The organism is Exiguobacterium sp. S22-S28 (assembly GCF_043359615.1).
In the GTDB taxonomy this organism is placed as follows: domain Bacteria; phylum Bacillota; class Bacilli; order Exiguobacteriales; family Exiguobacteriaceae; genus Exiguobacterium_A.
In genome coordinates this window covers 92,553-110,917 of sequence record NZ_JBHFFC010000031.1, presented here as the reverse complement: position 1 = coordinate 110,917, position 18,365 = coordinate 92,553, and the positions used below count along the sequence as shown (strand labels likewise).

General features: G+C 46.1%; 19 protein-coding genes. 7 read left to right on the top strand and 12 right to left on the bottom strand.

What is annotated here, in order from left to right:
- Positions 1–61 precede the first annotated feature (61 nt).
- Together ACHA8N_RS15030 and ACHA8N_RS15025 are read right to left on the bottom strand one after the other, a co-directional pair.
- Entirely contained in the window at positions 62–865 is an 804-nt protein-coding gene (locus ACHA8N_RS15030) for an endonuclease/exonuclease/phosphatase family protein (RefSeq protein WP_147512095.1), read from the bottom strand.
- Positions 866–949: 84 nt separating this feature from the next.
- The gene (locus ACHA8N_RS15025; protein ID WP_393966190.1) at positions 950–2,605 is read right to left on the bottom strand and encodes a PTS transporter subunit IIBC; all 1,656 of its coding nucleotides are present in this window, start codon (positions 2,603–2,605) and stop codon (positions 950–952) included.
- A 251-nt stretch (positions 2,606–2,856) separates the two neighbouring features.
- Between ACHA8N_RS15025 and ACHA8N_RS15020 the strand changes: the two genes are divergently transcribed.
- On the top strand, positions 2,857–3,141 hold the full coding sequence (locus ACHA8N_RS15020) for a helix-turn-helix domain-containing protein (protein WP_393966189.1): 285 nt from the start codon (positions 2,857–2,859) through the stop codon (positions 3,139–3,141).
- A gap of 52 nt (positions 3,142–3,193) precedes the next feature.
- On the opposite strand, the gene queF is transcribed toward ACHA8N_RS15020, so the two are convergent.
- From queF to ACHA8N_RS14975, 9 genes are all read right to left on the bottom strand, one after another.
- Complete coding sequence (gene queF, locus ACHA8N_RS15015; RefSeq protein WP_012371770.1) at positions 3,194–3,682, bottom strand: preQ(1) synthase; 489 nt, start codon at positions 3,680–3,682, stop codon at positions 3,194–3,196.
- An 11-nt stretch (positions 3,683–3,693) separates the two neighbouring features.
- Complete coding sequence (gene queE, locus ACHA8N_RS15010) at positions 3,694–4,410, bottom strand: 7-carboxy-7-deazaguanine synthase QueE (protein WP_393966188.1); 717 nt, start codon at positions 4,408–4,410, stop codon at positions 3,694–3,696.
- On the bottom strand, positions 4,407–4,862 hold the full coding sequence (gene queD, locus ACHA8N_RS15005) for a 6-carboxytetrahydropterin synthase QueD (RefSeq protein ID WP_393966187.1): 456 nt from the start codon (positions 4,860–4,862) through the stop codon (positions 4,407–4,409). The genes queE and queD overlap by 4 nt, the downstream gene beginning before the upstream one ends.
- A complete protein-coding gene (gene queC, locus ACHA8N_RS15000; RefSeq protein ID WP_026831715.1) occupies positions 4,859–5,515 on the bottom strand; it encodes a 7-cyano-7-deazaguanine synthase QueC in 657 nt (218 codons plus the stop codon). The genes queD and queC overlap by 4 nt, the downstream gene beginning before the upstream one ends.
- A gap of 169 nt (positions 5,516–5,684) precedes the next feature.
- On the bottom strand, positions 5,685–6,341 hold the full coding sequence (bshB2, locus tag ACHA8N_RS14995; RefSeq protein WP_393966186.1) for a bacillithiol biosynthesis deacetylase BshB2: 657 nt from the start codon (positions 6,339–6,341) through the stop codon (positions 5,685–5,687).
- A complete protein-coding gene (locus tag ACHA8N_RS14990) occupies positions 6,341–6,706 on the bottom strand; it encodes a YojF family protein (RefSeq protein ID WP_026831717.1) in 366 nt (121 codons plus the stop codon). The genes bshB2 and ACHA8N_RS14990 overlap by 1 nt, the downstream gene beginning before the upstream one ends.
- Positions 6,707–6,766: 60 nt before the next feature.
- Positions 6,767–7,582 carry a bifunctional hydroxymethylpyrimidine kinase/phosphomethylpyrimidine kinase gene (locus tag ACHA8N_RS14985; RefSeq protein WP_026827153.1) on the bottom strand — a complete coding sequence of 272 codons (816 nt, stop codon included), beginning with the start codon at positions 7,580–7,582 and terminating at the stop codon, positions 6,767–6,769.
- 133 nt (positions 7,583–7,715) lie between these two features.
- Positions 7,716–8,720, bottom strand: a complete 1,005-nt coding sequence (locus tag ACHA8N_RS14980) for an inorganic phosphate transporter (protein ID WP_147512090.1) — start codon at positions 8,718–8,720, stop codon at positions 7,716–7,718.
- Between the two features lie 16 nt (positions 8,721–8,736).
- A complete protein-coding gene (locus ACHA8N_RS14975) occupies positions 8,737–9,354 on the bottom strand; it encodes a DUF47 domain-containing protein (protein ID WP_147512089.1) in 618 nt (205 codons plus the stop codon).
- 340 nt (positions 9,355–9,694) lie between these two features.
- Here ACHA8N_RS14975 and cbpA point away from each other — a divergent pair, with 340 nt between their 5' ends.
- The 6 genes from cbpA (at position 9,695) to tnpB (ending at position 17,320) form a co-directional block, all read left to right on the top strand.
- Positions 9,695–10,333 carry a cyclic di-AMP binding protein CbpA gene (cbpA, locus tag ACHA8N_RS14970; protein WP_393966185.1) on the top strand — a complete coding sequence of 213 codons (639 nt, stop codon included), beginning with the start codon at positions 9,695–9,697 and terminating at the stop codon, positions 10,331–10,333.
- 61 nt (positions 10,334–10,394) lie between these two features.
- Positions 10,395–11,162: a pyrroline-5-carboxylate reductase family protein gene (locus ACHA8N_RS14965; RefSeq protein ID WP_393966184.1), complete on the top strand. Its 768-nt coding sequence runs from the start codon at positions 10,395–10,397 to the stop codon at positions 11,160–11,162.
- Positions 11,163–11,357: 195 nt separating this feature from the next.
- Positions 11,358–11,918, top strand: coding sequence for a TetR/AcrR family transcriptional regulator (locus ACHA8N_RS14960; protein WP_147512086.1), 561 nt, complete (start codon positions 11,358–11,360; stop codon positions 11,916–11,918).
- A gap of 39 nt (positions 11,919–11,957) precedes the next feature.
- Positions 11,958–15,098: an efflux RND transporter permease subunit gene (locus tag ACHA8N_RS14955; protein WP_393966183.1), complete on the top strand. Its 3,141-nt coding sequence runs from the start codon at positions 11,958–11,960 to the stop codon at positions 15,096–15,098.
- Between the two features lie 220 nt (positions 15,099–15,318).
- Positions 15,319–15,981, top strand: coding sequence for a C40 family peptidase (locus ACHA8N_RS14950; RefSeq protein WP_167498382.1), 663 nt, complete (start codon positions 15,319–15,321; stop codon positions 15,979–15,981).
- Positions 15,982–16,147: 166 nt separating this feature from the next.
- The gene (gene tnpB / locus ACHA8N_RS14945; protein ID WP_147512083.1) at positions 16,148–17,320 is read left to right on the top strand and encodes an IS200/IS605 family element RNA-guided endonuclease TnpB; all 1,173 of its coding nucleotides are present in this window, start codon (positions 16,148–16,150) and stop codon (positions 17,318–17,320) included.
- A gap of 71 nt (positions 17,321–17,391) precedes the next feature.
- On the opposite strand, the gene ACHA8N_RS14940 is transcribed toward tnpB, so the two are convergent.
- Complete coding sequence (locus ACHA8N_RS14940) at positions 17,392–18,357, bottom strand: LacI family DNA-binding transcriptional regulator (protein ID WP_393966182.1); 966 nt, start codon at positions 18,355–18,357, stop codon at positions 17,392–17,394.
- Positions 18,358–18,365 lie beyond the last annotated feature (8 nt).

The following is an 18,365-nucleotide window of genomic DNA, read 5'->3' as shown; positions in this document are numbered from 1 at the left end:
ACAATCCGCACTATTTACTTGTTGCCCTCATCATAATGAGAAAAGAAAGCGTTGTCAACAGTTAAATCGGTTCTTTTTGAATGGAAATATCCACCTCGACACCAAAGTGATCGGAGACTACCGGTGCCAAGACACCGTCAAACACGACACCAACACGATCGACATCAATTTTTCGGTTCGATAAGACAAGGTCGAGCCGCAAGCCGTGTTGATTTTCTTCCCAACCATCAATTTTTCCTTCGACCGTCTCGACACCGACGGTTTCCTGTGCCAGCAAAAAGACATCGTGCAGTCCGCGTTGCACCATGTAGTCATAACCCGTCCCGCGTTCTAAGGCATCATTGTTGAAGTCGCCGAGGAACAGTGTCCATTCGAGGGGATCCATCCGTGCAATCAAATGATTAAACTGTTCACTGAACGGTTCCTCCGCATCTTCCCACCATCCGAGATGACAGGAGTTGAACGTGATGTGTGTTCCATTGACATCAATCGTCGCCCGGACGATTTTCCGGGATTTCCAGTCCATCGTATCCTGACTCCGGCTGATGTAATAGGAATCAGATTTGATGATCGGGTGTTTGGTCAAGAGGGCAAGACCTTCTTCGTAGGCATCATACCCGATATGCGAAAAATCCCAAACGAACGAATAGTCGAGACCTTGTTTGCGTAATTCTTGTTGAATCAAGTAGACAAAATTATCTTCACGGACATTGTCATAGAGGATTGGTGTATCCATCAGCTGACTCACTTCCTGTAAAGCGATCACATCATAATCCTGCTGGATGATGTGCGTGACGATTTGATTTAATTTAGCAAGTTGTTGTTCTTCCTGCCATGAGTGGCAATTTAACGTAAGTAGTCGCATCTGCTGTTCCTCCTGATTTTCAATAAAGAAAGGTGAAACTCATCATGAGCTTCACCTTTTCTTATTTACCCTAATCCATTTGGTTTATGCGCCGATTCGATCCTGGATATCCGATTTCAGGACATCCGCTTTTGGACCGTAAATGGCTTGCACGCCATTATTTTTTAGGATAAGACCAAGTGCACCGTTTGACTTCCAATCGGATTCAGGCGCGACAAGGGATGGATCTTTGACGGTGACACGTAAACGCGTCATGCAGGCATCGACTTCCTCAATGTTCGCCGGACCACCAAGTAGACCGATGATTTTTGAAGCTTGTGACTGATCGGTTGTTGCAGCGGCTTCCGAAGTCGCTGCGGCACCGTCAGCTACCACTACGTCATCGAGGTAGTTTCCGTTCCGACCTGGTGTAGCATAGTTGAACTTTTTAATAACGAAACGGAACGTAAAGAAGTTCAAGAAGAAGAAGAAGATGCAGACGCCGATGAAACGAATCAAGTCACCGAGAAGTCCTGCTTTGGCAATCAGTGGAATACGCGTCAATAACTCGATGGCCCCGAACGCATGAATCCGGAGATGCATGACGTCAGCCAAAGCAAAGGCAACACCCGTCAAGACAGCATAGACGACGTAAAGTACCGGTGCGATGAACATGAACATGAATTCGATCGGCTCTGTGACACCTGTCAAGAAGACAGCGAGACCGGCAGACAAGAAGACAGGTTTGTAAGCTTTCTTTTTATCTTCGTCAACCGACATATACATCGCAACGGCGACACCGATTAAAGAAGCCAGTGATGTGACGACTTGTCCCTCTTTGAAACGTGCCGGAACGACGCTGTTGATTAAATCATTGTACCCTTGTGTATTACCGGCTTGTTTTAAGTTGACGAGATCGGTGATCCAAGCCAACCATAACGGATCTTGACCTGCAACGGTTGAACCTTGGGCAGCACCCGTTAAAATCTTATATGTTCCACCGAGTTCCGTATAGTTCATCGGAACAGTCAACATATGGTGAAGACCAAACGGTAAAAGGAGACGCTCGAGTGTTCCGTAAACGAACGGAGCAAGAATTGGTGCCGTATCACGTGAAGTTGCAATCCAACGTCCAAAATCATTGAGCAGTCCTTGAACGAACGGCCAAACGAGTGATAAGACGAACGCAGCGATGACGGATCCGCCGATGACGACGAACGGAACAAACCGTTTTCCGTTAAAGAACGCAAGCGCATCCGGCAGTTTGCTGAAGTTATAAAATTTATTGAAGAGTACGGCGCCAAGGAAACCGGAAATAATCCCGACGAACACACCCATATTTAACGCAGGAGCACCTAAAACAGATGTGAAATAATCTTTTACGATCAGATCAGAACCAAGTAACGAAGTAACCGTTGCTTTTGGATCTGCAAGCATCGTCGAGTTGACACCGAAGATGGCGCCTGTGACCCGGTTGACTAAAATAAAGGCAAGCAAGGCTGCGAATGCACCGCCTGCGCGTTCTTTAGCCCACGATCCACCAATGGCCACCGCGAACAGGACATGAAGGTTGGTAATAATAGCCCATCCTAAGTCCTCGACGATTCTTGCAATCGTTTGCATCAATGTAAGGTCGCCGCCGTACATCCCGATCAGCTTCCCGATTGAGATCATAATACCGGCAGCAGGCATAACTGCAATGACTACCATTAATGCTTTTCCTAGCTTTTGCCAGAAATCGAATGAAATCTTGTTTTTCATGTGTCTTCACTCCTCAATCTATCTTTTTATATGTAATCAGTGCAAATAATGTAAGCGATTAATGCAACCGCTTGCACTTAAAATTGTAAGCGATAACTTTTTAAAAAGCCAGTTCTTTTTTATGATTTTTTTGAAATTATATTTTAGTTAGTAAATAGTATGAAGAGAAGAAGTGTTGAAAAGTGAAATTCGGGAATAAATTAACAGGATTAAAGGTAGAGAGTCATGTGCTTAGAAAAGGAGATTACATCATGAGCGAAACGATAAGTCCTCTCGAAAATTATGGAGAGCGGATTCGTACATTACGTGAACGGCAAGAAATCAATCAAGAGCAATTGGCTGAACTGACAGAGACGACACCCGAAATGATGGAACGGATTGAGCAGAGTATCGCACATCCGTCATTTTCGATGATTGAACGTTTGGCAAAAGCGCTTAACGTCCCATACGAACATTTGGTGCGGCATATTTGGCCTGCTCAAATCATCCGGCTTCACGAAGCAGGGGCAAAAATCATTGATTTACCGTCCAGTTGATCGCGTTAAAAAAATCCTCCACTGCCTAAGGCAATGGAGGATTTTTCGAGTCTTAGCGATTGTCGATCGTTTCAGGATATAAATCATGATTAAAGAGACGGTGTTCGGCCATCTGTTCATATTTCGTACCCGGTTTACCGTAGTTGTAGTAAGGATCAATCGAAATCCCGCCGCGTGGCGTGAATTTTCCCCAGACTTCGAGGTAACGGGGTTCCATCAGTTTGACGAGATCTTTCCCGATGACATTGATACAGTTCTCATGGAAGTCGCCGTGGTTCCGGAAGCTGAACAGATAAAGTTTTAGTGATTTTGATTCGACTAATTTCTCATCTGGAATATAAGAAATATAGATGGTCGCAAAATCCGGTTGATTCGTGATCGGGCAAAGGCTTGTGAATTCCGGTGCGTTGAATTTAACGAAATAATCGTTTTCCGGATGACGGTTTGGGAAGGCTTCAAGCACTTCCGGTTGGTATTCAAAAATATAAGGGACGGATTTTTGACCAAGTAAGGATAAATCGTTTAAATCTTCTGGACGCATAATTACTCTCCTTAGACGCCGCGATCGTTCGCGAAAACGAGGGCATGTAGTTGTGGAAGAACCCGTGCGTGATTAAATCGTGCATCACCTGCGACACGTTCCCATAAAGTTTTTAAATCAGATAACATCCGCGGAGCAATTGTGCCTTCTTCCGCAGGATCAGGATTACCGAGTGATAAATAAAGGGTTTTCAGGGCATAACGATCGGAGATGGTAGCGGCAAAATCGAGATCCGCTTCATCAAAAATAACGATTTTGACAGCCCGTTGCTGCTCCGGTAACCGTTTGAAAAATACATCGAGACGGTCATAGTCAACAGTCATACCGCTCGACGGTGGTTTTGGACTGATCGTGACGTCTTCAATGTCGAGGATCCAGTTTTGCCAGTAGGAACCTTGTGTTTCGACCGACATCGTAATACCACGACTCTTCAAGATATCAACAAGTGTCCCGATGGACGCGTGCAGTAACGGATTACCACCGGAAATCGTCACATGACCGTAGGAACCAAGGGCATCAAGCTGCATGACGATGTCTTCTGCTGTCATCAAATCCGGTTTCTCTGATCCATCCCAAGTAAAGGCTGAGTCACACCAAGCACAAGAGTAATCACAGCCACCGGTCCGGACAAACATCGTTTTTTGACCAATTGATCGTCCTTCTCCTTGAAAAGTTGGACCAAAGATTTCGAGTACGGGAATCTTTGGTGTTTTTTTTAGTTGGCTCATGACTCAAGCATCCATTCCCGGCGGATTTCCGCAAAAGCAGTTGGTGTTTCGTACAGTTTGACGAACTCGACACGCAAACCACGTTCGTCCGGCAAATGTTTTCCGAGCGTCTCAAAAATCCAGGCCGACATATTTTCAGCCGTCGTATTCATGTAAGGAAGCGATTCGTTCAAATACCGGTGATCGAGCAACGGTTCAAGGTGTTCTTTAAAAATCTTTTTCAAATCGCCAAAGTCGAGTGTCATCCCGCGGTGATCGAGAAATCCGCTGATTCCAAGATCGACATGGTACGTATGACCGTGCAAAGCCCGGCATTTGCCGTCGTAGTCATACAGATGGTGCGCTGCGTCAAACGTCAATTTTTTAACGATCATGACACGTGATTTTGTATAAATAAGCGAGTCGCCCGTCGGACGCTCGACTGTTTCGGGTGCTTCATAATTGAATTTCATGTATGTTGGACCTCCTCGATGTAGGCATCTAAGCCTTTTTTCCGTAATTCACATGCCGGGCAATCGCCGCAGCCGTCTCCGATGATTCCGTTGTAACACGTCAATGTCCGCTCGCGGACAAAATCAAATGCGCCAAGTGAATCAGCTAATGCCCATGTCTCTTTTTTGTCGAGCCACATGAGCGGAGTATGAATCACGAATGGATAATCCATCGCGAGGTTAAGGGTCACGTTCAGTGACTTGATGAAGGAATCACGACAGTCGGGATAACCGGAAAAGTCCGTTTCGCAAACACCGGTGATGATATGGCGAATTCCGCGTCCTTTTGCGAGGACAGCTGCGAAAGACAGGAACAAATGATTCCGGCCGTCTACAAACGTAGAAGGCAATCCGTCTTCATTCGTCGTGATCGATTGTGAGTGGTCAGTCAACGAATTACTTGTTAATTGACTGAGGAGCGAGAGGTCGAGCTCATGGTGTTTCACACCGAGTTCGGATGCAATCGTGCGGGCAACGTCAAGTTCTGCGGCATGACGCTGTCCATAGTTGAAGGTAACGACTTCAACCTGCGAATAATCGGCGAGTGCCTGAAACAGGCAGGTCGTCGAATCTTGACCGCCACTGAAGACGACAAGAGCACGTTCATTTTTCATAATGTACACTTCCATTCCTAGTTTTTATGACGGAGGAGGTTACGAACTCCGGAGACACAGTCTCAACTATTCACACTAGCAGAAGGAGACTCAAAAGTCGACTGACAATCGAGGATTTCATGAGACAAAAAAGCACCCTTGGACCAAAATATGTCCAAGGGTGAAGAAATCATAACGGGTAATGGTAATACCGCTCTTTAACGAGTAAATCACGGATGTTTGAGTCTTCTGAGATGACTTTCATCAGACCGCCGGTTTGTGAAGCATGTGCCTGCAAGGCTTCGATTTTTTGATCGGTGTAGGCACTGACATCATGGATGAACGTTCCTTCACCGAGTTCATCACGCGTATTGTTGGCAAAGGCGACCGCTAAAAATTCAGGACGCTCACTTTCTTCGATTGCGCGAAGAGCCCGGACGACGGCACGTGCCGTTGCTTCGTGATCCGGATGGACGGCGTAACCCGGATAAAACGAAATCACCCGTGTTGGTCGGGTCTGTTCCATCAATTTGCCGATCCGTTCCGCAAGCATTGCTTCATCTTCAAATTCGACCGTCTTGTCGCGGAGTCCCCACATTTGTAAATCAGAAATCTTCATTTTTTCCGATGCCGCAATCAGTTCGCGTTTTCGGATCGTCGCGAGCTGTTCACGGTTCGTAAAGACAGGACGTCCCATGTTGCGTCCCATTTCTCCGAGTGTTAGACAGGCATACGTAACAGGTCCCCGATTTTCAGCGTGCTCAATGATCGTTCCGGCTGAGCTGAACGCTTCATCATCCGGGTGAGGGAAGATGACGAGTAGATGATCTTGTTCGTTATAAGCCATCATTCTACCTCCTCTGCGCCCTGCGCGAATGGGGTCGGACTGAGTTCGAAGGCAATCGCAAGACGCCCTTCGATGTCATGACCGGCAATCAAAAGCTGATCTCCGGCAAACTCGTAATCCGTTAATCCTTCTCCGTACAACCAGCCGTGTGCCAGTTTCAAGCCGATCCGGTAGGGACCGTTTCCTGTAATCAGTCCACGTTCATACGTAATCTCGGCGTTGCGGAAAAACATGCCGGCACTGTGGAACGTCGGATCCTGGTGGGTCGCATACGCGCCGTTCGTCGTCTCGACGTGAACGTACAGTGGTGTATTGGCATGCTTGTCGATATAGTCTTGTACAGCGGTTAAATCAAGTGCTTGCATGGTGTATCCCCTTCCTATACAGAAAGAAGTCCGCGATCGTTGCGCGGACTTCTTGAGCGATTAAGACGTTACTGTTCGGTGAGCAGCGTGGTCAGTCGGACCGACATATTCATTCAAACGGAATGAATGACGAATCGCAGAAGTGATAAACGATTTCGCAGTGCGGACCGCTTGTTCCACGGAAGCTCCTTTTGCGAGTTCAGCCGTGATGGCGGCGGAGTAGGTGCATCCTGCTCCATGGGTGTAAGGTGTCTCAATACGCTCGTCCTCAATTAGGATAAACTCTTTTCCGTCATAAAGCACGTCAACTGCTCGTGGGTGGTCAATCTTGCTGCCACCTTTGACGAGTACGTATTGTGCGCCTTTTTCATGAATCCGGGCAGCTGCCAGTTTCATTTCATCGATTGTCGAAGGTGTTTTTCCGAGACCGGACAATTGACCCGCTTCAAAGACGTTTGGTGTCACGACAGTAGCGAGCGGTGTCAGGACATCACGTAAAGCGTTAGCTGTATCTGGATTGAGGACTTCGTCTTCCCCTTTGCAGACCATGACCGGATCAATGACGACGTTTTTGACGCCAGATGATTTGATTTTTTCAGCGACGACTTCAATGATTTCGACAGTCGGGAGCATACCCGTCTTCATCGCATCAACACCAATTCCTCCAAGGACCGTGTGGATTTGTGTCCGGACGAGTTCGGCATCGATTGGATACACCGCATGGTGCCAAGAATGATCAGGATCTTGAGCGACGATGACCGTCAATGCGTTCATTCCGTAAACTTCAAGTTCTTGAAATGTTTTTAAATCAGCTTGAATACCGGCACCACCACTCGTGTCAGAACCAGCGATTGTTAAGGCTTTACGTTTTGTCATGTGGAATTCCTCCTAAATGAAATAAGCGTTCCTTCTTGCCATCCATCATAGCGAATTATGGGCAGAGCGACAACTACGGGCGCTTTATTTTAAAAAAATCCCTTCTATATTGTATAGAAGGGACTGGCGTGGATTATTTAATGAAAAAGAAGTCAAGAATGTAATAGATGAGCGCCGCCACTGCCATTGAAATCGGCAATGTGATAACCCATGTAATCAACATCCGCTGTGCCGTACCCCATTTAACTCCTTTTTTCCGGTGTGATGTACCAACACCAAGAATTGCAGAAGAAATGACGTGTGTTGTTGAGACAGGCAAGTGAATCGCGGTTGCACCAAAGATGATGGCAGCAGATGTTAAGTCAGCCGCAACCCCGTTGACAGGACGGATTTTCATGATCTGTCCACCGACGGTCTTGATGATCCGCCATCCACCGACTGATGTTCCGAGACCCATGGCGATCGCACATGATAATTTAACCCATGTCGCGACTTCATGATCCGTTTGATAACCGGAAGAGATCAGGGCAAGCGTGATGATCCCCATTGCTTTTTGGGCATCATTCGTTCCGTGCGTATACGACTGAAGGGCAGCTGTTGCAATCTGCATGTGACGGAAGCGACGATTCGTCTTCGCCAGATTACCCTTCTTAAAGACTACTTTAAAGATGGCATACACGATGAAACCGAGTGTAAACGCAAGGATTGGTGAAATCAATAAAGCTTGGACGATTTTCAAAAGTCCTTTTGCTTCGATTCCGCCAAATCCGACTGAGGCAATCGCAGCACCGGCGATTGAACCAATCAGTGTGTGCGAAGAACTGGACGGAATACCGAAGTACCACGTCAAAAGGTTCCAGGCGATGGCAGAAAGCAGCGCAGCGATGACAACATAACTTCCGTGTTCAAGTGTCGACGGATCGACGATGTCGCCAGAAATTGTTTTAGCTACACCAGTAAACGTAATGGCACCTAAAAAGTTCATCGTCGCCGCAAGAATGATTGCGTGACGTGGTTTCAAAGCACGAGTCGACACCGAAGTCGCAATCGAGTTCGCTGTATCGTGGAAACCATTAATGAAATCGAAGCTAAGTGCGAGAATCACGATTATGGCGGTGATGATAAACAGACTATCCATCTCGTTAGCTCCTCACTTATGCGTTTTTCATGATGATCGTTTCAATGACGTTAGCTGCATCTTGGCAGTAATCGGCGATTGATTCGAGCGATTCATAAATTTCTTTGTATTGGATGATTTTAATTGGATCAGTTTCTGTAGCGAACAAGGCTTTGATCGACTTACGACGTAAGTTATCACAAATCGTTTCCTGTTCTTTTACTTTGATGACGTGTTCACGCATCGGTTGAAGTTTACGGGCAACCAACAGGTCCATCGCTAAAGCGAGTTCGTTGACAGCAAGGTGGATCTCATCGACGAATCGAATCATGTGCTCGTCTGCTTGTACGATATTATAAATTTCAAAAATGGCTGAACATTCTTCAAAACCATCGAGGACGTCATCAAGAGAATTAGCAAGTGCCAATAAATCTTCACGGTCGATTGGTGTAATGAAAGCATTGTTTAAATCAATGATGAGTTGGTGCATCAAATCATCACCAGCTGTTTCGAAATCTTTTACTTTATGGGCGAATTCTTTAACATCGGCAATTCCATTAATTTTAAAGTCTACGAAAAATTGTGACGTTTGTTTCAGGTGTCCTGCAATCTCAGATAATTTCACTGCGAATGGATCTTGTTTTTTACTGAACATTTCTTCTGCCTCCATATTAAGAACAAGAATAGAATAGTGAAGCGACTTCACGAGTTCGATTGTATCAGACGCTATTGTAAAAGAATACAACTATGGCTCTTCTTTACGAAATCTTAATAAATCTTAATATAAAAGAGATTGCTGATTTAATAATGAATTGAAAATCTTCTGAATCATAGGTATTTATTCGTGATTCTACAGTTAATTTGTGTTTTCGGTTGTTGTTGAGAAGGGAATAGAAGGAAAGCAGGAAAACAAGGACCAAAAGCGAATGATAAGCTAAGTAGGACGATAAGTATTTCAGTCAGAACCATGAAGAGGAAAGAGGAGGACGTTTTGTATGCTCGTTCAAAGTTTATGCATTCCGAAACACCAGTGTGTCAAAGTATCAGAAACAGCCACGCTCCGTGAAGCGTTACAGACGTTGGAAGAAACGGGATATCGTTGTGTACCTGTTTTGGACCAATCCGGTCAACAGTTCAAGGGGAACATCTACAAGATGCACATCTATCGTCACGGCATGAACGGCGGCAGTTTGGACGATAATGTCATGACATTGATTAAGAATGCGACCAAGTTCATCTATACGGGAAGCAACTTCTTTGAAGTCTTTTTCTCCATTAAAGAATTGCCTTACATCGCTGTCTTAAATGACGATGGTCAGTTCTTCGGCATCTTGCCGCACGGAAAGATGCTCGGCATGCTGGAAGAAGCATGGAATCGTGATTCGGGAAGTTACGTTTTAACGGTAGCACTCAGTGAACAAAAAGGAGCGCTTGAAAAAATCGCCAAAATCGTCAATAAGTACTCGACGGTCGCAAGCCTCATGACACTGGATGCAAAAAGTAGTGTCATGCGTCGTGTCTTGATCACGTTGCCGACAGATTGTGATGACAAAACGAAAAAGAAAATCGTCAAGAAGTTGAATGAAAAAGGGCTGCGTGTCGTCGCTGTCGAAGATTTAGCCGTTCGTGTATAATGACTAGGAAATCCAAAAGGACCAGCAGCGACTGGTCCTTTTTTTGTTGGGAGGAATGAACATGAACATTTTAATGGTAGGGGCAGGTTCGATGAGTGAATCCTTAGTCAAAGGGTGGATTGCTTCTGGTATATCGCCTCAAATGATCACAATGACCAATCGAACGGACCGGGTGCGTCTGGATGTATTAGCAACACAATACGGCGTCCGGACGACAGCGGAAGAACAAGTCGATCAATTTGATGTCGTGGTTTTAGCAATGCAACCGGATGGAGTCTTGGACTATGTCAAACAACATACTTGGATGAACCAGCTTGTCGTGTCCGTCGCAGCCCACATCACACCCGCTGAGATTGAAACACATGTGACATGTGGCGCGGTTTGTGCAATGCCGAATACTCCTGTCGCCTTTCGAACGGGCATGACCGGCCTTTGGTTCGGAGATCATATTTCTGACATCAAGAAGCGACAAGCAACGGCGTTGTTTGAACGAGTGGGTGAAACGGTTGAAACGGATGCTTCGACCATGCCGTATTTGATGGCAGCAGCCGGATGCAGTCCCGCTTTCTTCTATGAAATCGTCGGTGCGATGACACCGGTGTTAACGAAAGCTGGTTTTAATGAATCCGTTGCACGACGAATTATTGCACAAGCCATGAAAGGTTCGGCGGAATTACTGTTGCATGAAGAACGTCCGACAGCAGAATTGATTCAAGATGTGGCAGCTCCTGGAGGACCGACGGATCGTGGGGTGCATGTCTTACGTGAACATCAGTTATCAGAAGCGATGCATGCAGCTTTGATGGAAAGTGCCCGTGAAGAGAACTAATAGTTATTTGGGAAGTTTCCCGGTTCTTGATCTTAAAGAGATCCGGTGAACTTCTTTTTGTCTGGACTGTCCGGTCCGCTTGAGGTAACTAGTTTCACGTGAAACATGGATTCCGACTTGCAAAATGGAAAAGAAATTTGTATATTTAAAAAATAAACCGTCCGGACGGTACAGCAAAAAGAAAGGAGAGGGATGATGGTCAGTACAAAAGCATTAGAAACACGACGTCGAATTACGGATGCGACGGTTCAAATCATGCTTACCCGCGGGTTTCCGCAATTGACACTGGAAGAAGTGGCAAAACAAGCGAATGTCTCAAAAGGTGGATTGTTGTATCACTTTGCTTCGAAAGAAGAATTACTGATGGGTGTGATCGAGGAACAAGAAACACGACAGTTTCAACAATATCAAGTATACCGTGAGCAAGGCGCTGGTCCGATGGAAGCTTTTGTTTTGTTGCAGGCGCGGCGTGATGAAGAGTTCTGTCTCGACATTGATACCGTATTGTTTTTATTGTCTCTGCTAAAAGAAAATGCAGCATTTGTTGAAGAACGAAAAAAACAGGTCTACCGATTTTTTGATCAATTAATGGATCAAGCGGATCCTGTAGACGGGATGATGATTCGGTTTACGTTGGATGGTTTAAAGATGTCGGAACATTTTCAGTTTGGACAACCGGAACCAAAACTTCGACAACAGCTAATCCAACGTTTACTGGAACAAGCACGGAAGATCGATCAAGCACCAGAAAAATAAGAATAACTTGAAAAAGAAGAGAGAAGGCGAAACCTTACCATGAAGCGGATTATTCAGTTTTCAGTCAATAACAAGTTTGCGCTTTGGTTACTGACCATCATTATCACAGTGGCTGGAATTTATGCCGGGACGACGATGAAGCTCGAAACGTTGCCGGATATCACGACACCAACAGTCTCCGTCACGACAATTTATCCGGGGGCGACACCGGAACAAGTCTTGGATGAAGTCAGTCGAGAACTCGAAAGTAAAGTCGAAAACTTGGCAGGAGTGGATACAGTCCGATCTTCATCCTTCCAAAATGCATCCAATCTCCAAATTGATTACACCTTTAGTACCGATATGGATGAAGCGGAGCAAAAAGTAAAAGAAGCTTTAGCCAACGTCGAACTACCGGAAGGGGCACAGGAACCACAAGTTTCCCGGATTTCTTTTGATGCCTTTCCGGTCATCGGATTTGCAGTATCGGATGAAAAACGTTCGTTATCCGACTTAACGAAATTAGTCGAAAATGAACTGCAACCGAAACTCGAAGGAATCGAAGGGGCGCAGACGGTCCAAATTGCCGGTCAAGAAATTCGTCGAATCGAAATTCGATTTGACGAAAAAAAATTACAGCAATACGGATTGACGGAAGAGAATGCCAAACAATTGATTCAAGCAAATGATTCCCGTTTGGCGCTCGGATTATATGAATTAGGTGATCAAGAACAAGCAGTCGTTTTAGATGGCAAGGTGACAACTGTCAATGAATTAAAAAATCTTCGTTTACCTTATACACCGCAAGCTGCAGCGTCCGGACAAGCACCTGAAGCAACAACTGGACAAGCGCCAGTACAAGCAGCACCGGCGCAAACGCAAGAGGCGCAAGCTGCAGCTGCACCTACTCAGGTCCCGACCGTAAAACTGTCACAATTGGCGACGATTGAAGATAAAGGAATCGAAGAATCGATTTCACGTTCAAACGGAGAACGCTCGATTGGTGTCCAAGTGACAAAATCGCAAGATGCGAATACGGTTGAAGTCGTTAATGCAGTAAAAGAAACGATTCAAGACTTTGAGAAGGAGAATAACAGTGCGAAGGCATCCGTCACCCTCGACCAGGGAAAGCCGATCGAAGAATCGGTCTCGACAATGATCAGCAAAGCGTTGATCGGTGCCTTATTCGCTGTCATCATCATTCTTCTGTTCTTACGAAACATCAAATCGACAATCATTGCGGTCATTTCAATTCCGCTCTCCTTGTTGATGGCGATTCTCGTATTAAAACAGTTGGACATCTCGCTTAACATCATGACACTTGGGGCGATGACGGTTGCAATCGGACGCGTCGTCGATGATTCGATTGTCGTCATTGAAAATATTTACCGGCGATTGACGGATCCGGCTGAACCACTGAAAGGAAAAGCACTTATTATCGATGCGACACGTGAAGTGTTTATTCCGGTCGCTTCATCCACGATTGTCACAATCGCTGTGTTCCTGCCACTTGGATTCGTCACAGGGTTCGTCGGAGAGTTATTTTTACCATTCGCCTTGACGGTGGTCTTCGCTCTGTTTGCATCGCTGATCGTTGCGGTGACCGTTGTACCTATGTTTGCGGATTCATTGTTCAAACGTGGAAAGGCACCAAAACCGGAAAAAGAAGAGGGCGGCAGACTTGCGAATTGGTACCGTGGTGTGCTGAATTGGTCCTTGAACCATAAGCTGGTTGTTTTTGGATTGGCAGTCCTGCTGTTAGTCGGCAGTTTTGCACTTGTTCCGGCAATCGGTGTCAACTTCTTGAATCAGGAGAGCGAAAAAACGTTTTACGTCACGTACAATCCAAAACCGGGTCAGACGCTTGAAGATTCATTAAAAGCAGCAGATCAGGCAGAAGCTTACTTTGACAAGCAAGATAATATCGATAATCTGCAGTTCACGGTCGGCGGCGAAAATCCGTTGAATCCGGGGAATACGAAACAAGCTGTTTTCATCGCTCAATACGATCCGGATACAGCCGATTTTGCAGACGTAAAGCAACAGACCATTAAGCAACTGAATAAAGATATTCCGACAGGAGAATGGAAAGAACAGGACTTCAGCGGCGGAGCGGCATCTTCCGGCGTTTCGTATTCTGTCTATGCCAATTCGATTGAAGACTTACAAACGATGACTCCTAAATTCGTCAAAGCGATTGAAGGAGAATCCAAATACGTTCGGAAAGTAACGACAGATTTAAAAGAGTCGTATACGCAGTACACGTTCGAAGTGGATCAGCAAAAAGCTGCTGAATTTGGTGTCTCGACAGCACAATTGGCACAAGGTATTGCCAATGTGCAGGGAGAAGAAAAACCACTTTCTACCATAAAAGTAGACGGTAAAGAATTGGATATCATTGTTCCGAATGAACAGACAACCTATGATTCAATTAATGATTTACAAAAAACAGATGTTACGACGCCACTCGGGGTTCGTAAATTATCGGATTTTGTCTCGGTGAAAAAAGGAACGACACCGGATTCTCTCAGTGAACGGGACGGGAAACTTGTTGCAACCGTTACGGCAGAACTGAAGACCGATAAAGCAACAGAAGCTTCACAGGCAATTGATCAATCCGTTAAAAAGATTGACCTTCCGACAGGCGTTTCGTATAAAGCGGGTGGCGTAACAGAGCAAATCCAAGAGTCGTTTACGCAACTTGGTTTGGCGATGGCAGCGGCCGTCGCAATCGTCTACCTCGTTTTAGTCATCACGTTCGGAGGCGCTTCGACACCACTCGTCATCCTGTTCTCGCTTCCGTTTGCCATCATCGGTGGTTTACTTGCACTGTTGATTACGGGTGAAACGATTTCCGTCTCGTCTTTAATCGGTGCTTTGATGCTGATCGGAATCGTCGTTACGAATGCAATCGTCTTAATTGACCGAGTCATTCATAAAGAAGCAGAAGGACTCTCCACACGTGAAGCCTTGTTGGACGCAGCAGGAACACGACTTCGTCCGATCTTGATGACAGCTCTTGCGACAATCGGTGCCTTGTCACCTCTTGCGTTAGGACTTGAAGGTGGTGCCTTGATTTCTAAAGGCCTTGGTGTCACGGTCATCGGTGGACTGACCAGCTCTACGTTGTTGACGTTGTTGATTGTGCCGATTGTGTACGAATTTTTGGCACGCTTTCGGAAAAAGAAGTCAATGGATTAAACAGTTGTAAGAGATTTCTCCATCAAACAGATACTATAAAACGGCTTTAAGGAGCCGTTTTATGACCTGTTTTTTATTTTGTTACAAAATCATTACGAAAAAGAAGTGCTGTCAATAAAATGTAACACGAGGGAATAAATCAACATGATAGGATAAAAACAGGAATTATCTGATAATTTATTTTTTACATATATCGATGCATTTAAAAGGAGAGAGACGGATGAAGTGTTCATTTTTGGCTCGTATTACCGTGTTTGCCACATTACTGATCAGCAGTTTTGCAGCTGTTCCTGCACAAACGAAAGCCAGTTCCGTTCAAAAAGTCGTCGTATCAGTGGATGTGTTGAATGTTCGGTCAGAAGCAGCGACGACGGGACAAAAACTTGGCCAACTAAAACTTGGGCAGACGGTAACCGTTTCGACTAAAACAGCAAACAACTGGTATCAATTCAAGTACGAGGGAAAAAATGCATACATAGCTGCTGCCTATACAAAAGCATTTAGTGCGCAAGCGACAACGGGACTTTCTAAGAGTGGTGCGGCTGTCGTCTCTGTTGCGGAAGGATTAAAAGGACGTCCGTATGTATTTGGTGCAACGGGACCTGTCAGCTTTGACTGCTCGGGTTTCACACGCTATGTGTATAACGCGTTAGGCAAATCATTGCCACGAACGGCTGCTGCCCAGTACAGCGGAACAAAACGGACAGCTCCCGCTGCCGGAGATTTAGTCTTCTTTACACACGGAAGCGGTATTCAACATGTAGGAATCGCGGTTGATGGATCGACTATGATCAACGCAAACTCTTATTACGGACAAGTCGTCAAAGAATCATTCCGAAGCGGCTACTGGGGCTCACGTTACGTTGCTGCCGGATCTTTATGAGAAAGAAATCATCCGAAAAACCCGCTCTTGACGCATTTGCGAGACAAGAGCGGGTTTTCATCTATCAAAATTAGGCGAGAGTACTCCCACTTTTAAACGAAGTGAAAGTGGGAGGTGAATCGCCCGCCTCCCTTTCGGGTATGAACCTTTCAAGGAGGTAAAAATCATGTTGAAGTATAAGGCCTACAAATTCAGAATATACCCGACGAAAGAGCAGGAAATCCTGATTGCGAAGACCATTGGTTGTTCGCGTTTCGTCTTCAACTACTTCTTAGCGAAGTGGGATGAGACGTATAAAATGACAGGCAAAGGACTGTCTTACGGTTCTTGTTCGAAAGAAATCCCGATGCTGAAGCAAGAGTTCGACTGGCTGAAAGAAGTCGATAGCCATTCGCTTCAATCGAGTGTCAAACACCTGACCGATGCGTATGATCGCTTCTTCAAGAAGCAGAACGAAGGGCCTCGGTTCAAATCGAAGCGCAATCCCGTCCAATCCTACAAGACCAATATCGAGAAAAAGAACCAGCTTCCCGAGGTCTCGGTTGTCGGCAACAAGCTCAAACTTCCTAAGTTGAAGTGGGTGCGTTTCGCCAACTCGAGACAGGTCGCAGGACGCATCTTGAACGCAACCATCCGGTGTAACGCTTCAGGAAAATACTTCGTCTCCCTGCTCGTCGAGCAGGAAATCCACGAACTGCCGAAGACCGGTTCATCCATCGGCATAGACGTCGGGTTGAAGAACTTTGCCATCCTGTCGGACGGCACGGTATACAAGAACGACCGCTACTTCCGTTCGCTCGAGAAAAAGCTGGCACGCGAGCAACGCAAGCTCTCTCGTCGTCAGCGCATGGCCTTGGACAAGAAAGTGAAACTTACCGAGTCGAAGAACTACCAGAAGCAGAAACGAAAGGTCGCCCGCATCCACGAGAAGATTGCCAACAAGCGAACCGATTTCCTGCACAAAGTATCGACCGAGATCGTCAAAAACCACGACGTCATCGGCGTCGAGACCTTGCAAGTGAAGAACATGCAGAAGAACCGCAAGTTGAGCAAGTCCATCTCGGACGTCAGTTGGTCGACGTTCTTCCGTATGCTCGAATATAAGGCGGACTGGTGCGGGAAGACCGTCGTGAAGGTCGGGAAGACCTTTGCTTCCAGCCAACTGTGCTCCAGTTGCGGACATCAACACAAAGACGTGAAACATCTTGGCTTGCGTGAATGGACATGCCTGAATTGCGGGATCCACCACGACCGGGATGTGAACGCAGGACTGAATCTTAAACGAGAAGCTGAACGAATCTTGGCTTCTTCAACCGTCGGGACGACGGGGCTAGCCTGATCAGGTTTCGACCGTCAGGTCGAATAACTCAGGAATCCCCCACCTTTAAGCAAGGCGTAGGTGGGGGGAGTTCAATCATGGACTTTAATTGCTGTTAATCCACTCAGAAGAGTGGTTGGAATTTCACTTTGGGGATGCTGTCTCCAGTTGTCGCTGATTGCGACGGAAAAGGCCTGGCGTCCGATGGTTTCATAAGGGACCGCAACTGTTGTTAGATTGAGGACGACCGCTAATTCACTGCCGTCAAATCCAATGACCGCTAGATCTTCCGGAACCCGATATCCCTGTTTTCGAAGCTCCAAAATAATACCAGCCGCGACGTGATCACTTGCAGTCAATAAAGCAGTTGGACGGTAAGCTTGATTAGACCACTTCCGTGCGATGTCGGCTCCGTCTTCGATTGTCAATGCGTGTTGATATGTCCATTCAGCATCAGCAAGCGGCACGGTGTCCTGATAAGCACGTTTTCGGGCACGGCTGTTCGTACTGTCCGGACGGCCGAGACAAATTCCGATATGAGTATGTCCAAAAGATTGAAGTGCTTTCAACCCGCTTTGAAACGCTGAATAATGATTGATATAAACCGAAGAGACTTCCTCGTGGTGCTCACAAAAAACAATCGGACCATACTGCTCATATGGGAGAATCTCATCGACGGGGAGACTGTGTGAAACGACAATCAGTCCATCGACTTCACGTTGGGCAAGTGCCTGAAGAACGGTTTGTTCATGGGATGCGATGTAGTTTGTCTGCCAAGTCAAAAAACGATATCCTTCCTCAAAAGCACTTTGGGCGATTCCGTGTAAGATGGCAGCATGATACGGATGATCGACGTAAGGTAACATGACGCCGATTGTTTTCGTTTGACCGGTCGACAAATGGACGGCAGTTTGATTGCGGATGTAACCGAGTTTGATGATTGCGTCCCGTACGGCCTGCCGTTTATCTTCCGCGACGTACGGATGATCATTGAGGACACGCGAGACTGTCGTCACTGAAACATCTGCTTCACGTGCTAAGTCACGAATGTTGGCCATCAAAAGTT

Bases quoted from the DNA above. Each gene is read 5' to 3' on its own strand.
- ACHA8N_RS15030 (WP_147512095.1), bottom strand. From the start codon at position 865: ATGCGACTACTTACGTTAAATTGCCACTCATGGCAGGAAGAACAACAA.
- ACHA8N_RS15025 (WP_393966190.1), bottom strand. From the start codon at position 2,605: ATGAAAAACAAGATTTCATTCGATTTCTGGCAAAAGCTAGGAAAAGCA.
- ACHA8N_RS15020 (WP_393966189.1), top strand. From the start codon at position 2,857: ATGAGCGAAACGATAAGTCCTCTCGAAAATTATGGAGAGCGGATTCGT.
- queF (WP_012371770.1), bottom strand. From the start codon at position 3,682: ATGCGTCCAGAAGATTTAAACGATTTATCCTTACTTGGTCAAAAATCC.
- queE (WP_393966188.1), bottom strand. From the start codon at position 4,410: ATGAGCCAACTAAAAAAAACACCAAAGATTCCCGTACTCGAAATCTTT.
- queD (WP_393966187.1), bottom strand. From the start codon at position 4,862: ATGAAATTCAATTATGAAGCACCCGAAACAGTCGAGCGTCCGACGGGC.
- queC (WP_026831715.1), bottom strand. From the start codon at position 5,515: ATGAAAAATGAACGTGCTCTTGTCGTCTTCAGTGGCGGTCAAGATTCG.
- bshB2 (WP_393966186.1), bottom strand. From the start codon at position 6,341: ATGGCTTATAACGAACAAGATCATCTACTCGTCATCTTCCCTCACCCG.
- ACHA8N_RS14990 (WP_026831717.1), bottom strand. From the start codon at position 6,706: ATGCAAGCACTTGATTTAACCGCTGTACAAGACTATATCGACAAGCAT.
- ACHA8N_RS14985 (WP_026827153.1), bottom strand. From the start codon at position 7,582: ATGACAAAACGTAAAGCCTTAACAATCGCTGGTTCTGACACGAGTGGT.
- ACHA8N_RS14980 (WP_147512090.1), bottom strand. From the start codon at position 8,720: ATGGATAGTCTGTTTATCATCACCGCCATAATCGTGATTCTCGCACTT.
- ACHA8N_RS14975 (WP_147512089.1), bottom strand. From the start codon at position 9,354: ATGTTCAGTAAAAAACAAGATCCATTCGCAGTGAAATTATCTGAGATT.
- cbpA (WP_393966185.1), top strand. From the start codon at position 9,695: ATGCTCGTTCAAAGTTTATGCATTCCGAAACACCAGTGTGTCAAAGTA.
- ACHA8N_RS14965 (WP_393966184.1), top strand. From the start codon at position 10,395: ATGAACATTTTAATGGTAGGGGCAGGTTCGATGAGTGAATCCTTAGTC.
- ACHA8N_RS14960 (WP_147512086.1), top strand. From the start codon at position 11,358: ATGGTCAGTACAAAAGCATTAGAAACACGACGTCGAATTACGGATGCG.
- ACHA8N_RS14955 (WP_393966183.1), top strand. From the start codon at position 11,958: ATGAAGCGGATTATTCAGTTTTCAGTCAATAACAAGTTTGCGCTTTGG.
- ACHA8N_RS14950 (WP_167498382.1), top strand. From the start codon at position 15,319: ATGAAGTGTTCATTTTTGGCTCGTATTACCGTGTTTGCCACATTACTG.
- tnpB (WP_147512083.1), top strand. From the start codon at position 16,148: ATGTTGAAGTATAAGGCCTACAAATTCAGAATATACCCGACGAAAGAG.
- ACHA8N_RS14940 (WP_393966182.1), bottom strand. From the start codon at position 18,357: ATGGCCAACATTCGTGACTTAGCACGTGAAGCAGATGTTTCAGTGACG.